Origin of the sequence: Bacillus sp. FSL K6-2839, assembly GCF_038003365.1 — a bacterium.
In the GTDB taxonomy this organism is placed as follows: Bacteria; Bacillota; Bacilli; order Bacillales; family Bacillaceae; genus Bacillus.
In genome coordinates, this window is sequence record NZ_JBBOOZ010000001.1 from 443588 (window position 1) to 459816 (window position 16229).

14 protein-coding genes are annotated in these 16229 nt (G+C 40.3%); 9 read left to right on the forward strand and 5 right to left on the reverse strand.

What is annotated here, in order from left to right:
- The first annotated feature begins 16 nt into the window (after window positions 1-16).
- Both MHH26_RS01890 and MHH26_RS01895 read left to right on the forward strand, forming a co-directional pair.
- On the forward strand, window positions 17-1309 hold the full coding sequence (locus MHH26_RS01890) for a hypothetical protein (protein ID WP_340972073.1): 1293 nt from the start codon (window positions 17-19) through the stop codon (window positions 1307-1309).
- 331 nt (window positions 1310-1640) lie between these two features.
- A complete protein-coding gene (locus tag MHH26_RS01895) occupies window positions 1641-1922 on the forward strand; it encodes a hypothetical protein (protein ID WP_003217864.1) in 282 nt (93 codons plus the stop codon).
- Window positions 1923-1976: 54 nt separating this feature from the next.
- Here MHH26_RS01895 and MHH26_RS01900 read toward each other — a convergent pair whose 3' ends face one another.
- Window positions 1977-3485, reverse strand: a complete 1509-nt coding sequence (locus MHH26_RS01900) for a helix-turn-helix domain-containing protein (protein ID WP_334750873.1) — start codon at window positions 3483-3485, stop codon at window positions 1977-1979.
- Between the two features lie 707 nt (window positions 3486-4192).
- On the opposite strand from MHH26_RS01900, the gene MHH26_RS01905 reads away from it, so the two are divergent.
- Genes MHH26_RS01905 through MHH26_RS01915 form a run of 3 tightly spaced genes read left to right on the forward strand, consistent with a single transcriptional unit; the run spans window position 4193 to window position 11288 of the window.
- Complete coding sequence (locus tag MHH26_RS01905; RefSeq protein ID WP_340972077.1) at window positions 4193-10345, forward strand: SpaA isopeptide-forming pilin-related protein; 6153 nt, start codon at window positions 4193-4195, stop codon at window positions 10343-10345.
- Window positions 10346-10366: 21 nt separating this feature from the next.
- Window positions 10367-10969 (forward strand): class D sortase, encoded by a 603-nt coding sequence (locus MHH26_RS01910; RefSeq protein ID WP_106072584.1) that lies wholly within the window; start codon window positions 10367-10369, stop codon window positions 10967-10969.
- On the forward strand, window positions 10962-11288 hold the full coding sequence (locus MHH26_RS01915) for a hypothetical protein (RefSeq protein WP_334750871.1): 327 nt from the start codon (window positions 10962-10964) through the stop codon (window positions 11286-11288). Before MHH26_RS01910 ends, MHH26_RS01915 begins: the two co-directional genes overlap by 8 nt.
- Before the next feature lie 53 nt (window positions 11289-11341).
- Here MHH26_RS01915 and MHH26_RS01920 read toward each other — a convergent pair whose 3' ends face one another.
- The 3 genes from MHH26_RS01920 to MHH26_RS01930 form a co-directional block, all read right to left on the reverse strand.
- Entirely contained in the window at window positions 11342-11656 is a 315-nt protein-coding gene (locus MHH26_RS01920; protein WP_034665057.1) for a DMT family transporter, read from the reverse strand.
- On the reverse strand, window positions 11657-12001 hold the full coding sequence (locus tag MHH26_RS01925) for a DMT family transporter (RefSeq protein ID WP_017358819.1): 345 nt from the start codon (window positions 11999-12001) through the stop codon (window positions 11657-11659).
- Between the two features lie 73 nt (window positions 12002-12074).
- Window positions 12075-12653: a TetR family transcriptional regulator gene (locus MHH26_RS01930; protein WP_060595824.1), complete on the reverse strand. Its 579-nt coding sequence runs from the start codon at window positions 12651-12653 to the stop codon at window positions 12075-12077.
- Window positions 12654-12826: 173 nt separating this feature from the next.
- On the opposite strand from MHH26_RS01930, the gene MHH26_RS01935 reads away from it, so the two are divergent.
- From MHH26_RS01935 to MHH26_RS01950, 4 genes are all read left to right on the forward strand, one after another.
- Entirely contained in the window at window positions 12827-13375 is a 549-nt protein-coding gene (locus tag MHH26_RS01935) for a VanZ family protein (protein WP_340972081.1), read from the forward strand.
- The gene (locus MHH26_RS01940; RefSeq protein ID WP_095286097.1) at window positions 13372-13836 is read left to right on the forward strand and encodes a DUF6884 domain-containing protein; all 465 of its coding nucleotides are present in this window, start codon (window positions 13372-13374) and stop codon (window positions 13834-13836) included. The genes MHH26_RS01935 and MHH26_RS01940 overlap by 4 nt, the downstream gene beginning before the upstream one ends.
- Before the next feature lie 151 nt (window positions 13837-13987).
- Window positions 13988-14617, forward strand: a complete 630-nt coding sequence (locus tag MHH26_RS01945) for a rhamnogalacturonan acetylesterase (protein ID WP_307499316.1) — start codon at window positions 13988-13990, stop codon at window positions 14615-14617.
- 153 nt (window positions 14618-14770) lie between these two features.
- A complete protein-coding gene (locus MHH26_RS01950) occupies window positions 14771-15811 on the forward strand; it encodes an NAD(P)/FAD-dependent oxidoreductase (RefSeq protein WP_268496207.1) in 1041 nt (346 codons plus the stop codon).
- 53 nt (window positions 15812-15864) lie between these two features.
- Here MHH26_RS01950 and MHH26_RS01955 read toward each other — a convergent pair whose 3' ends face one another.
- Entirely contained in the window at window positions 15865-16194 is a 330-nt protein-coding gene (locus MHH26_RS01955) for a YnfA family protein (RefSeq protein WP_106038444.1), read from the reverse strand.
- Between the last annotated feature and the right edge of the window lie 35 nt (window positions 16195-16229).

A 16229-nucleotide genomic window follows, 5' to 3' on the forward strand; every position in this document is an offset into this window, starting at 1 on the left:
ACTTAACCATTTTGAGGTGAATCCATTGAATGCAAACATACAACAATTGATCGATCAGACAAAGGCGAAATTTGGCTTAGATCTTTATCATCTAAAAAGACACAGCTTTCATCGTTACGTCAATATGTTTAATGAAACGATTTATACATTGAATATGGAATGGTTCCCCTCTCATGAAGCTGAACCTGAGGACGACGATGTCAACCCAGACGGCACAGCCGTTATTGAAGTGAATTTGAATACGGGACAGGTGGAAACAGTTATTTTTGTCATGGACAAAACCTATGCGCAGCATGGTGTCACATTTAAGAGACCATATCCAGCTCATGTCATTCAATGGATCGAACAAGAAACAGGGTTGATCTATGGTGAGCATTTTCACATGCATCAGAAGGAAAAAGGGGGACTTTTTTTCGAAGAAGCAATAGATGGTGTGAAAGTGACGCCTTCAGGCAGAATTGAGGTGAAATGGGATGAACATGGACAGCTCATGTACTTTACACACCACGGCCCATTTTTAGCCAAAACATTACTGAGAGCTGAGGAATATGTGCTTTCTATTGATAAGCTGGAGAACTTAGCCGAGCAGCAAGTGCAGCAGTTTCAATGGCCATCCTTCGAGCACAATCGAATTCGAGCAATTTATGCATTAGAAGAAATCTATGTCAAGAACGATGGAACAGGAACGCTTCCGTTTGAACTTGGGCGTGGAGAAACGCATTGTATACACATGAATGAGATCATTGAGTGGAATGAACCGTTAAACAATGCCTTTGAAAAAAAGGAAATGAATATTCATGAGAACATTTCAGCTGAACAAGCTTTCTCATTGGAACCGTCACCAGATACCTTCCCGATATCAAAAGAAGAGCAAGCTGAGTGTATCAAATCAATCCGAAGATTCTTGGCGCAAAAATATCCAAAGGATACAGGGAAGTGGGTTCTGAAAACACTCCAACGTGATCATGGATACATCCATGCGATATTAAAAACGAACGGGCAAGAAGGCAGTGGGTTTATGGACAAGATCAAGGTCTTCATTGACGCCAGCTCGTTTGAAGCCGTTAATTACATAGATAAAAAAGAAATGTTTCAAGTGTGCGGGATACTGAGTCCTTCTCAAGCAGCAAGTGAAATTTCTGTATCTCAGAAAGAAGCCTTTGAAAAATTGAGAGAACGTCTTGAACTTACACCTATCTACGTCTATGACGAAGTGCAAAAACAATATGTTCTATGCGGAAAGCTCGATTGCCATGATGGTGTTGATGCAGAGAGCGGCGAAGTGTTTTCTTTGAAAGACCTCTCATAATTTCTGAAAGAACAGTGAGGAGCTGTTCTTTTTTGTCTCATTGCACCAATTTTTTGAAGGAATTTGGAAGTTTGTAGCAGGAAGTTGTCGTTTCATCACGAAAGAAACAGATAAGAATATGATCATAGGTCCATCGGTTGGAATATAGTAGACGTCATACATAGTAAACACTCCTGACAGTAAAGTTGATCTACAATGCTTTTTGAAGAAAAATGAAATCGTGTCTCTAGTAGTATACGACATTTGGTGGACTGACATCATAGGATGACTTGAACACGTTTGTTTTTAGGTAAGCTTGAAGCCATGATAGAAGAAAGTGAGGATATCTGCCTTGAGTACATTGGAAGTGTTTCGTCAGTTTTTGGTTGACCATTATCCTGCGTTACAAGATGAGCTTTGGCTGAAAGATGTTGATACCCTTCGAATCTCTCCTATTCTTCATCCTTTTCTGAAAAGCAAGCTGCCAGAGGGGATCGAAAAATTCACTTGTGTCCTATTCACGCAGCAGACAGATCAAACCGCTGCACCGCTCAAAGTATACCTTCTATTAGATGAATATGAGCAATCACTTTACGCCATTGATTTGATGAATGAACAAATCGTGCTTCATTAATACAGAAGCAAAAAGCTGCTTGAGAAGCTCTCAAGCAGCTTTTTTTGATGAACATTAGTCGATCATATCAACCAATCTTCGGTTCAAGTTGTCCAATTCTTTCTTTGTTGGAAAAGAGCTGATCAGCAGTGTATATCGTCCAAATTGAATAGGGAGCTCGGTATCGGTCACGATCATATCAATCCCAAGTTGATCCATCGTTACATCATTTAATGTATTTTCTGGACTTGTAAAAGTGTGGATGAGAGGAGGCACGCTTAATTTAATTAAATCTGCTATAAACAAACTATGATAATAACCTAATGTTGAAATAACAAATATGTTCAACACGTTTCTTCGCTCCATTTCAAATTGAACAAGCCCTCTCCAGGTAGACGTAATGATACGGATCAATTCCCGTTCATTTTTCACAAAAGAAGCGAGTATATCGTCTGTTTTTAACTCTTGGATGATATGAGTAATCCTCGAATAGAAGTAAGGAAGCTGCTCTTTCACCTCTGATAAATAACTCGATTTCTTTTTGAAAAGGAATCCATCTCTCACGGTAATTTCCTTAGAATACACATAATATTGGAGAAGAATCAGTGTCATCACCTTGCGATTAGCCACCTCTTGATGATAAATCAACTCCAATTGATTGATAAATGAATGAATGGCTTCAAAGAGGTGTGGTGTATGCGATTGAAAGAACGTCAACTTTTCTTCGACAGATTCAATTGATTTAAAGTGGCCAATAGCTGGTTCGATCAATAGTAAAAAGACAAATTCGTGATGATCCAGTGTAATACCAAAAATGTCCTTTGTCATTTGGCAAATGTGCTCTTCCCAGTTTTTGATTTGATTATAGATACCTTTGGCTGTAGAGGTCTGTTTTTCTTCATTCATCGAGTACGTATAATTGCGTCGTATGGTAAAATTTTTCCTCACTCGGTGAATGGAAACACCGAGCCACAGGCAGTATTTATCTATAGCCACATCTGGTACATTGACTTCGAGCACCTGAAATAGCTCTTGTAATAAATCAACTGCGTCTTGCTTTTGAATATCATCGAATGGCCAAAGCCGGCTTCCATACACTTCAAACAAAAACTCAACAAAGAATTGACGAATCTCCTTCTCATCCCCATGGAACTGCATACTATCTGGGCGTAACTCGATGTCATAGGATGTAAGGATCGAATTGATTTTATGAATGGTGTTATACAATGTTGATCTACTAATATTAAGCGTGTCCATCCATTCATAGAAAGACCTGTTTTGTTCGAAAAAAATGCCGTCAATCAATCGAATTTCAATCGTATCTTTTAATATTTCCTTGATATAGTAGTCTACTCGTATCGTCTGTGTATAACAAATGGATATGCCTTGTCTTGGCTTTATGTGGATTAACGGCTCTCCATTCTCTGTTTTGAACGATTTCATTTGTTCTAAATCGCTTTGAATGGCACGAACCGAACCGATATGTTCATTCGATATTTCTTGAAGGCTCCACCACTTATTTTTGGATACAAGCAGTTTTAAAATTTTTATCCATCTCTTTGATTTATTATCAATGAGCTCCATCAAACAACTAACTCCTTCCCTTGGCTTGCCTCTATATTATGAAGTTCACTTAAAGAACATTTGATTCTCAAAATAGGCATGAAATGATTGTAATGTTTAGGCTAAATCGTTTTGTCTTCACTTTTGAAGATAAAAGAGAAAAAAATTAGACGAAAACAAATGTTATTCGCTGATTCTCCATATTTTTCTTTTAAAAGGTGATAAGTAAGCCATGAATCCTATAAAAATGGATCATTTTAGATATTTTGTTTATTTTTTTGCTGTTGAAACGGTAAATGTAAGAATAAAACGGAGAAGCTTTTTGATTACCATATGAAAGGGAGTAGAAAGGAATGCGATCTATATGATGCTGAACTGTCTCACCATACATACCATATGATACATGCTTGTTTCATATGAACGAACCATATGTGAATACATGATTATATAAGCATGTAAACATCATTTGTTGTTCATTCCAGTATAAATAGAAAATTCACATTTATTTTTTCATGATCCCTCTCACTATTCCCCATTTCTATAGACCCCTATCCAGTTACTATATCCACTACTCATGATTACCTTTCAAGCTCATGATTGATCATCTCATTTTATTCATAGGGTCTTAAGGTGCAATTTTTAGAAAATATTTGATTAGAAACGGAGTGGTTTATCAGACAAGATACAAATGGTTTTTTATCGTTGTTGAAAATTAATTTTAGAAAAGGGTGGATGTATTGAAAAGAATATTGTCATTGGCTCTCATCGCGGTGTTAGTCATACAGTCTAGTATATTAGGAATCTTGCCTCTGGCAGGGGCACAAGCCAAAGAAAGCCAAGAAAACATTTATGGGGATATTGAGTTTGCTGATAGCGAAGGAAACAAGTTATCAAACATGGAAGATCAGCAAGTAAGAAAGGCCACTGTCCATTGGTCTATAAAAGGAATTGATCTAAAAAAGCAATATCCGTATGTTCTCTCTCTTCCTTCAGCCATTCAGGTAGAGAAGGAGCAGAATGAACCAATTATTGTCAATGAAGTATCTGTTGGAGAGTATACCGTTTCAAAACAAAATGAAGTGACGGTCATATTTAAAGAAGATGTTGAGCTTGATCCAAATTTAGAAGGATCAATAGACATCGATGTCACTAGTATAGCTGAGCAAAAAGAGAAAACAAAGCAAAACGAGCGTGAAGAAAGCCTTCCAAAAGATGACACAACCTCAACTGAGAAAGACAAAGCAGCTAAGAATCAAGAAGCCGCTCAAACGAAACAAAGCGATGAGGATGAATTACTAAAAAACAAAGTGAGCATATCTAAGCGTGTAGGGCTGCAAAGTGTTTCAAAACAAATGCTGATACAAGAAAATCTCCTCACTGATGCGAAATTGATATTTGAAGATCAGGGAGGAAATTCAGTTGATAGGCCTGATATCAACTCGCTGATTTCCATTAACTATAAGTGGGCCATCCCGAATGGGCATAGCTATAATGGCGGTGATGAATTCCATTTCAAGGTTCCAGAGGAATTAGTGATTTACGAAAAAATCGATCGTCTCGAGATGAAATTTAATCAAGCAACCATTGGTTATTTTTCTGTAGATGAAAGTGGAAATGCCTCCATCGAATTCACTGACTTTATCAAACAATATTCAAATATCCATGGAACACTTCAAGTGTGGACGCAATTAGATAAAAAAACTGTCATTACTGAAGAAAAAGAAGTGGTCATTACTCCAATTGAAGGCAAAGATACGATATCGATCCCGATTCAATACATTCCAAATGGCCCAAATGTCTCTAAAAAGGGAAAACCCAATCGATCTTACAATGCTGAAACCATTCAATGGACAGTCGATTTTAATATGGACTTAGACGATGTGAAACAAGCGAGACTGTTAGATCCGATTCAAGAGGGGCAGGCGTTAAAAAAAGATTCAATCAAGCTTTATCGTGTTGATACAAAGCTAAATGGTGAAACATCGATTGGTCAGCAGCTTGACGAAAACCACTACACCATCGGCCAAACAGCAGATGGTCAAGATTTCACGATTGAATTTAAAGATGACGTGCATCTAGCTTACCGTTTAATGTATGAAACGGACATTACGAATCAAGATCAGTCTGCGTTTCGTAATAAAGCGTCCCTTGTCTCTGCTGATAAAGTGATTAGTTCAGCAGAAGGAACAGTGAATGTGACTAGAGGCAGCCCTTTAAATAAAAAAGCCGCCCACTACGACCCAGTCACACAGACGATTACCTGGGAAATTCGTTATAACTATAACGAAAAAACGATTGCTAAAAAGGATGCTTTGTTAGAAGACTTCTTTAATGGCACACAGGCGCTGATATCCGATTCATTTCAAGTCAAGGAAGTCACAATTGATCAGAATGGCAAAGAATCAGGAACAAAAGCGTTTGAACATTATGTGGTTCAACCTCAAAAAAAGGATGAACAAAACGGGTTTACCTTGCAATTCAATCAAGATATTCAATCGGCTTATCTCATCACATATCAAACAAAAGCAACCGAGCGGATTTTTGAAGCTGAAGAGATTATCAATACTGTAACAGCTGGCAAAGAGAGCAAACAAGGGAAGCAAAGAATTGACCAGCAAATCCTAACGAAAAATCATGGAACACCGAATTACAAGAACAAGACCATTCCATGGCGTATCACCTTCAACAAAGATCAACAAACCATGAACAACCTGATATTAAAAGATACGTTTACAAACGAAGGATTGACGCTGCAAAAAGATAGTTTAAAAGTGACGACAGGAAATACAGTGCTTGAAGAAGGCACAGATTATCAAATAGTTGAACATGCAAATGGATTTGATATTCAATTTACGAAAGAAATAAAGACAGAACATGTAGTCACATATACAACGTCTTTTGATTATGAAAAAAGAGCAAATAAAGATCAAAAGAACCTGCGTAATCATGTAAAGCTTGAATGGGTAAATGAAGATGGCAAGGATTTGACGAAGGAAAATCAGTCTGTCTTCACGCCTGACACATACACGCAGTCAAATGGGTTCAAGAACGGAACATATGATGCAAAGAAAAAAGAGATCACCTGGAATATCGGTGTGAACTATAACTTGAAACATTTAGAAGAGGCGAAAATCGAGGATTTCATTCAAGGAAATCAGCGTTTGCTTAAAGATTCAATCACCATCTACTCGCTTGATTTACATGGCGGGGAAAATGGAGCAGAAGAAAAAGAGGTATTAGCGAAAGAACATTATGACATCAAATTCCTTGAAAATGAAAAAGGAGAATCAGGCTTCGAAGTCATTTTCAAAAAAGCCATTGATTCCCCATACAAAATCACGTATCAAACAAGTGTTGAAGGAATGGATTTAGTACAGAAAACCTACGAAAATAAAGCGGCCCTTTATGATGGAAAGACGAAAGAATCAGACGTGAATGCTGTGGTGTCCATTCCAAATGGAGGGAAATACACGAGCAAATCAGGAAATCAGCAAGGGAAGGTTATTGATTGGAAACTGAATATCAACTTTGGTCAATCAACAGTCCAAGATGCGACGATTATAGACCATCCGAGCAGTAACCAAGCAATAATAGAAAACTCATTTCATCTCTATTCGACGACAATAGATGAAAAGGGGCAAGTGACCAAAAAGGAAGAGCTAGAAAAAGGGAAGGATTATGAGCTAGACCTTGAATTCGATCCAGACTCTTTTCAAATCAAATTTAAAGAAGACATCACCAGACCATATATTTTAGAATATCAATCTCTCATTTTAGATAAGGTGGGAAGTACACTTCAAAACGAAGTAACGTTTAGAGGTGAAAATGTAAAAGAAATAAAAAAGGAATCCGAAGCCTCAATTGTGGTAAAACGCACCGCTGGCATGGGAGATGGCACGGGAGCGATTGGCGCTTTAACCATTAAAAAGGTAGATGCGAGTAGTGGAAAAGTGCTAAAAGGAGCAAGCTTTTCTCTGACAGATGCTGCGAGCGGTATCGTCATTGGAACAAAGGCAACAGATGAAGAAGGAGCTCTTCGATTTGATCGTCTCTTGTATGGTGACTATATAGTGACAGAAGTGAAAGCACCTGATGGTTATATGAAGCACAAGGAACCGATCCATGTAACGATTGATCAGCCTTACGAATCAGGAGATCAAGCGAAAACAGGAAATAGCATGACGGTGCAGAACCAAGAAATCCGCCAGCATGTCAAGTTAACAAAAAAAGACAAAGAGACGGGTGCAGCATTAGAGAATGCAGAATTTGAACTAAAAAATGAATCTGGAGATACTGTCCAAACCCATTTGAAAACGGACGAAAAAGGAGAAATTCTTTTCAAACATCTTGAGCCAGGTTCCTATTATTTTGTTGAGACAAACGCACCGAAAGGCTATCAATTAAATCAGCAAAAATGGCCGTTCACAATTAAAGAGAATCAAACAGAAACAACGACTGTAACCGCAGTAAATGACATGATAAAAGGCTCTGCAGAATTGAGCAAAATAGGCGAAGGCGGAGAGAGACTAGAAGGTGCACAATTCAAGCTCTTAGGTCAAGATGGGCATGAGCTAAAAGATTCGCTTGTCACAGGAGAAAATGGCAAGATCACGATAAACGAACTAAGACCGGGTACGTATCAGCTCATTGAAACAAAAGCACCTGATGGTTATGTATTAGATGAAACGCCAATCAAATTTGAAGTACCACTCGATCCAAAGGAACCGGTCATCATTTCGAAAAAGAACCTATATGAAACAAGTGCATTAGAAGTGATGAAAGAAGGAGAAGATGGCAAGAAGCTTCAAGGTGTTCGATTTGAAGTCATGGATCAAAATGACGAAGTCGTGCGTAAAGATTTGACAACAGATGAAGATGGGAAGCTTTTGATCGACAACCTCAAACCGGGCAAATATCAGCTCGTGGAGACAGAGAGTATTGATGGTTACCAAAAGAAAAATAAACCTTATCCTTTTACCATCGAAATCGCACAAAAAACTCAGGCAGAGATAAAAGTAATCAATGATCTTAAAACTGGAGCTGTCCAGCTCACGAAGCTCGGTGAAAAGAATGATGTGCTTAAAGGAGCAGAATTCAAGCTTTTAGATGCAAATGGAAAAGAGATTGAAACGGGTCTCGTCTCAGATCAGAACGGGCAGATCACAATCAGCGATCTTAAACCTGGAACCTATCAGTTTGTTGAAACGAAGGCTCCATTCGGTCATGAGCTTGACGAAACACCTGTCACTTTTGCTATTCCATTTAACCCACAGAAGCTGGTCAGTGTCACAAAAGAAAATAGCCGCACAACAGGCGGAGTGCTGTTACACAAAAAAGGCGAAGATGGGAAATCATTAGAAGGGGTTGTCTTTGATCTATCTGATGCCAAAGGAAAGATAGTGGCAGGAGGAGAAGGGATTACAACCAATCAGGAGGGAAAAATCACCTTCACAGGTCTAAAACCTGGAACCTATCAATTTGTTGAAAGAAAGAGTCTTGAAGGCTATGAATTGAGTGCGAAACCACTTGTCTTTCAAGTTGAATTAGGTCAAAAAGAGTTGATTCAAGTGGAGGCAATCAATCAGCTCAAGAAAGGTTCTGTAGAACTAACAAAAATAGGGGAAGAAAAAGAAAGATTGAAAGGCGCAGAATTTACACTTTTCAATGACGATGGTAAAGAATTGATGTCAGGTTTAACAACCAACGAGAAAGGCATCATCACTGTAAACGATTTGAAACCAGGCGCTTACCAATTGGTTGAAACGAAAGCACCTTTTGGACATAAACTAGATGCAGAACCAGTAGACTTTAAGATTGATTTCAACCCAAATCAACTGGTGAAAGTGACAAAAGAAAATATTCGGACGACAAGTGCTGTGAAGCTTCAGAAAAAAGGGGAGGATGGACAGTTGCTCGCTGGGGTGACCTTTGACCTGATTGATGAGCATGATCAGCGTATTCAGAAAGACTTAAAGACAGACAAAAACGGTCAACTGACAGTCGATCAACTGAAACCAGGAACCTATCAATTTGTCGAAACAGCAAGCATTGCCGGCTATGAATTGGATCAGACACCTGTCTCATTTACGATTCGTTTAGGTCAAGACAAACCAGCAAAAGTAGAAATGATCAACAAACTGACGCCGGGAGCAGTGGAACTGACCAAAGTGGATGAGGAGGGACATACGCTCGAAAATGCAGAGTTTGCTCTTCTGAGTAAAGAAGGGAAAACGTTGAAGACATCACTTGTAACGGACCAAAAAGGAAAGCTTCACATCAACGATCTAAAACCGGGAGAATATCAATTCGTTGAAACGAAAGCACCTCATGGCTATCAATTGGATCATAAGCCGATCCTGTTTACCATTGAGAAAAATCAGCAGAAGCCACTTCAATTAACAGCGAAGAATCACTTGATCTTAGGAAGTCTGCGTATCATAAAGGTAGACCAGCAGACAGATAGAACCTTAAAAGGTGCAGCCTTTGACATTCGTACAAAAGCCGGGAAAACCATAAAATCTGTGACAACAGGAAAAGACGGAGAAGCCATTGTCAAAGGGCTTAAACCTGGTGAATATACACTCACAGAGACGAAAGCTCCAAATGGTTATGTAGCTTTAAAGAAACCACTCATCTTTACAATTCAAATGGGCGAAGTGGAGATCAAGACATTGATTGTGAAAAATGCACCAGTGAAGAATGAAGAGGATCACACGAATCCTCCAGCCTCACCTAAAGGTGATCAACATCCGCCTCATGACTCAAACGGTGAGCTGCCAAAGACCGGAGAAGAATGGCTGCGTTATTTGATGTATGCAGGGATTTTACTAGTAGTTTTTGGAACTGTTCTCCTTGTTCTTAGAAGAAGAACCATTCAGTAAAAGGAAGGAACGAGTGTATTGATGAAAAAAAGAACCTTATTAGGCAGCTTTTTGGTGTTCACAGGGCTGATGCTCATCTCCATTCCTTTTATATATGAGTGGCGAACTTCTCAAGAGACAGCGGCAATGGAACAGGCATTAAAGATGATTGAAGAAAATGACAGTGATGCCCTTTCTTCTATTCCACATTTAACTGTGTCAGAGGAAGACCTACGAGATGTGATGGAGCTAGAGATCCCGTCAATTGATTTAAACGAAAAAGTGCTTCCAGTTACATCAAAAGAAAATTTAGGTATTGCACTGACTCAAATCAAATCTCATCAAATGCCAGGTGAAGGGAATTTCACGATTGCAGGCCATAGAGGGTATAGAGGTGATCGGCTTTTCCGGCAGCTGCCAGAGGTGCCGAAAGGAGAAAAAGTCGTCTTACATCATCAAGCTGAAACATACGAATATAAAATTGTCAGCTCTGCTACGATTGAACCGACGGATGTTGATGTACTAAAGGATCGCGGGAAAAATGAACTGACATTGATCACTTGTACACTTGATGGCCAGAAACGCTTTGTCTTAAAAGGAATACGAATCAATGCTTCAAAGGGTGAGCAACCGTCGGATGTATAACACCAACATAATAGATGATGGGTACGATGGAAAAGTAGCGCTCACGACCGACATGTTACACCAATTGTTATCAGAGCATTATCCAACATTAAAAAACGAACTTTGGGATGTTGATGTAGATACAATTCGGACTTCGCCTATTCTTCATCCTATATTAAAAAGAAAGCTTCCAATTGGTATCGAGAAATTCACCTGTGTTTTGTTCACACAGCAGACAGCAGCTTTTGGGGAACCTTTGATTGTGTACTTTTTATTAGATGAAAAAGGCGGATCGATTTACGCAATGGGTCTCTTGCTCGAGCAGCATGATCCACATTAAACGAGAAATAAAAAAGGAAGGGGCTTTGACTCCCTTCCTTTTTTGTCAATCAATCACGCAAACAACTTCAGCCCGACCACACCAATCACGATCAGCAGCAAGCTGAGTATACGAATCATGTTTTTCGGCTCTTTAAATAGAATCATATTAAACAAGACAGAGCCCGCCGTTCCAAGTCCAATCCAGACCGTATAGGCAACGGATACTTGAACGGAAGAGAACGAGGCGTATAAAAACAAAAAGGATAAGGCAAATCCGCCAACAAATAAAATGCCTGTCGTGATTTGCTTTTTCTTACTGAACATATTGAGACCAATGGTTCCGCCAATTTCAAAGGCAGAGGCTAACAGCACAAAAAACCAGCCCATTTATACCGCTTCTCCTTTCTGCTCATGTGCATCTCCATCAGACACTTTCAGTCCAATAATGCCGAGAATTAAAATGCCCATAAATAAGAGCTTTTCTAATGAAAACGAACCGCCAAACAGCGCATAATCCATCAAAGACGTACCAATCGTTCCAACTCCGGCAAACACGGCGTACACGGTCCCTGTCGGCAGCTTCTCGCAGGCTTTCATTAAAAAATAAAAATCAACCGGGATCAGGCAGATAATGATCGCCCACTCCCACACAGCATCAGCTTTATTTAAACCAAACACCCAAAGTAATTCGAATAAACAAGTGAGTGCGACATACATCCAGCTTTTTTTCATCCTATTTCCTCCTAAAACTGACGATTCGTCATTTTGAAGCCAAAAAAGAGCGTACAGCAAGTGCTGTACTAAGTTAAGGTGTCTCTATGCCAAGTGCGTAAAGGAGAAATTGCTTCACCTCTCGCTTTTGAATCAGAACCTCTTCTGTATCTGTTTCTGTAAATAAGTACATTTGCTCAGCAGACGATTCCAGTAAACCGATAATGAATTTAGCGGCATATTGACAGTTCAAATTCGCACGGACTCTTTTATCCTGCTTAGCTTTTTCTAAAAAAGCAGCGACCCATTTGTAAATCGGCTCATAAATATCTTCCCATTCCTTTAAATGCTCCGTGGCAGCTAAACCTGAGTAGGTCAGAGCAAGGACGTCACGGTATTGTCTTGTAAAAGAGAAGATGAATTCAACAAGCGCATCTGCTTGATCGAGGACATCCGCATGCTGTGTTAATTCTTTTTCAATAGCGGGGACCATCTGTGAGATCAGATATTCTGCGATAGCAGGCATGACAGACAGCTTTGAAGGAAAATATAAATAATATGTTCCTTGTGCCACTCCTGCTGCTTTCACAATATCCGAAATGGTCGTCTTTTCAATTCCTTTTTCTTTAAACGCGTCAATGGCAGCAAGCATAATCTTTTCTCGTTTCGACACATCTTCACCGACCTTAAATGACTGAATGTCAGTCAGTTTAGCGGAAAAATGACGATTTGTCAATATGGTATTCTCGTCATTGAATATGAGAATAAGTGATGAATAGATGCGGGCAGGCCTGAATAAGCTGTAAATATGGTCAAGCATCATGTGAGAAAGGGGCAGCTCTCCGTATGACATCCAGTGCTATAGTTTCCATTGCTTATTTTCTCCTGCTCGTCCCGCTCTATCTACATATGAGATACAGACAGGCGAAAAAGCAAAAACGATTTATCTATTTACGTACAGAATTAGTTCTTGCCTGTCTATTTATTTATACGAATGTTTTATTATATTTGACGGTCTTTCCAAATCGTTTTTCCGCACCAAGGGATCAGGTGAGTGTCAACCTCCTGCCTTTGCAGTCCATTTATCAAAATCTTCACGCCTACCATCACGGCTATCCCAATCTTGTTTTTTTGAATCTGGCAGGGAACATTTTGTTATTTGTGCCACTTGGTTTTTTTCTCTATCAAGCATTCCGAACCTTACGCTGGCAAAAGGCGATTCTTGCTGGCTTTTTCTTGTCAACCATGATTGAAGTGCTTCAATGGGTATTCTCGCAATCTGGTATCATTACAAGAAGCAGCGATATTGATGATATTCTCTTAAATACACTTGGCACAGCGCTAGGCTGTATGTTGTATCGGATGTATCGACGAAGGAAGGAGAAAATCAAGTGAAGCGAGTTTGTATCATTCCATGTGGGGCGAAGAAAATTTGGGACGTCCATCCAGAAGCAGGAAGCCAGCCGGCGAACCTCGTTTATTTAAGTCCGCTGCATCAGCGTACGAAAAGCTATGCCCAAACGTTCTTTTCAGACTGGCTGATTTTATCAGCGAAGCATGGATTCTTAAAGGCAGATGAGATCATCCATGAAAATTATGATGTGGCTTTTGGTACACCGCATGCTGATCAAATGACACGAGAAGCACTAAGGCAACAATTTCATGAAAAACATCTCACTGCATATGATGAACTAGTGATTCTAGGTGGAAAGAAATATCGAAAGGTGATCGATCCTTTGTTACTTCCTCATCAAACAGCGATTTATCCGCTGGCTCCATATAAAGGAATTGGTTACATGCTTCAGGCGTTAAAGCAAGCTGTTGAGACAAAAGTAGAACTTCCGCCGCATATTTAACGTATTCACATCGACCGGTAAGCAGGGTTTTCATCATCAAAAAGAGAATCAATGAAGTAGCGATGCTAATTGTTTCATATCTTTTCAGCAGCCACTAGGATGTCCGCATCGCTTAGAAGAGGTGGCTATTTGAAAAAGGGGGCGTATGAACATGACAACCATCTATTTAGCTGGTGATTCAACCGTTTCATCTTACCCAGACCGTCCTGTTCAAGGAGGATGGGGAGAGTTTTTACATCGCTATACAGCGCAAGGCGTGAGCGTCGACAACCGTGCAATCGGTGGAAGAAGCTCAAAAACATTCATTGAAGAAGGACGGCTTGATGACATATTGGCTGACATTCAGCCAGGGGATTGGCTGTTCACACAAATGGGGCACAATGATGCTTCAACGGAGAAGCCCGAGCGGCATACAGATCCTTTCACGACGTATAAAAGCTATTTGTCTCAATATATTCATGGAGCAAGAGCGAAAGGAGCAACACCGCTTTTATTAACGCCAGTCGGCCGCTTTCATGAAAAAGACGGAGAATATATCAATGATTTCCCAGATTACTGTGCTGCTATGAAGGAATTAGCTGATGAAGAAGAGGTCCTTCTCGTTGATTTGAATACGGCAAGCCTTCAGTTTTATCAAATTTCCGGCATAGAGAAAACGACCTCTTACTTTATGCTGTCAACAGGCATAGAGGATCGCACGCACTTTACAAAAGAAGGAGCAGATGCGATTGCAAGACTTGTTTCGCTTGAATTAAAAGACCTTGGGTTAACGATAGTGTGATGGATGACAGGACGAGAAAGCACTCGTCCTGTTCTTTTTTTACAGAAAGCTATTGATTCCTTTCACCAGAGTAGACTACAATAGGTACATATGATAATGAGAATCAATATCACTTATAAATAGATCAATCGATGAAAAACTGGAGGGACTCAAATGACAGAGCAGCTTGAATTGTTTGACGTCACCATTATTGGCGGCGGTCCAGCAGGCATGTACACCGCCTTTTATAGTGGGATGCGGGATTTAAAGACGAAGGTACTTGAGTATAACGAAAGCCTTGGCGGAAAAATCCTACTGTATCCTGAAAAGGTCATTTGGGATGTAGGCGGTTTGCCGCCAACAAGAGGCGAACAGCTGATTCAGCAGCTGGAAACGCAGGCGAAAACATTTGAACCAGAGATCGCCCTGAATCAAAAAATCACGTCATTCGAGCGAGATGAACATCAGAACATTTTGCTGACGGCTGAAAATGGTGATCGCCATTTGACGAAGACCCTCATTTTAGCGATGGGCCACGGCATTCCTGTCCAGCGGAAGCTTGAAATCGAGCATGCAGACCGCTATGAAGTGACAAACCTTTATTACACAGTGCAGGAGCTTAAGACATTTGCAGGAAAGCGGGTTGTTATCTCTGGAGGCGGCGACTCAGCGGTTGACTGGGCAAATGCGCTTGTTCCGATTGCTGAAAGTGTGACCGTCGTGCATCGCCGTGACATGTTTGGCGGACATGAGAAAAACGTCGCCAACATGAAGGCATCTTGCACACGAATTTTAACCCCGCATGAACTGACAGAACTTCATGGTCAAGGCGATAAAATTGATGCTGTCACCATCCAAAATATAGAGACAGGTGAAATCGAACGAATGGAAACAGACGCTGTCATCGTCAATCACGGCATGAAAGGTGATTTAAGTGTTCTATCAGAATGGGGACTCAAGCAGGGTGAATGGGGACTGATCGAGGTCAATGAAAAAATGGAAACCAATTTACCAGGCGTCTATGCGGTAGGTGATTTATGTACACATAAAAGCAAGGTCCGCTTAATAGCTGGGACATTTGTTGACGGAGTCAATGCGCTCAATAGCGCGAAGCTTTACATCGAACCAGAAGCCGAAAAAGTGGCGTATGTTTCTTCTCATAACGAACGCTTTAAAGAGAAGAACAAAGAATTACAAACGGCTGGAGCTCGTTAAAAAATAATCTCATAAAAGTGCTGCCCATATGTGGCAGCACTTTTTATATGAGGCTATGAATGGCGGGGCGCAAATAACATCACACTGACTCCGGCTAAACAGATCAAAGCACCGATCCAGTCGTAAAAATCAGGCGTTTTTCGATCGACCCACCAGCCCCAAAACACAGCAAGAACCACAAACACACCGCCATAGGCCGCATAAACTCGTCCAAAGGTCGGGAACTGCTGGAAGGTAGGGATGATCCCATAAGCGACGAGGATGAGGCTCCCAGCAATCCCGTAGCTGACGGGTTTGGCTTCACGCAGCCAAAGCCACACAAGGTAGCCGCCGCCAATTTCTGCTATTCCTGCTAATAAAAAAAGAACGATCGTCAAGATCATTGAAGGACACTCCAATTCGTTTCGTTACCTTCTAT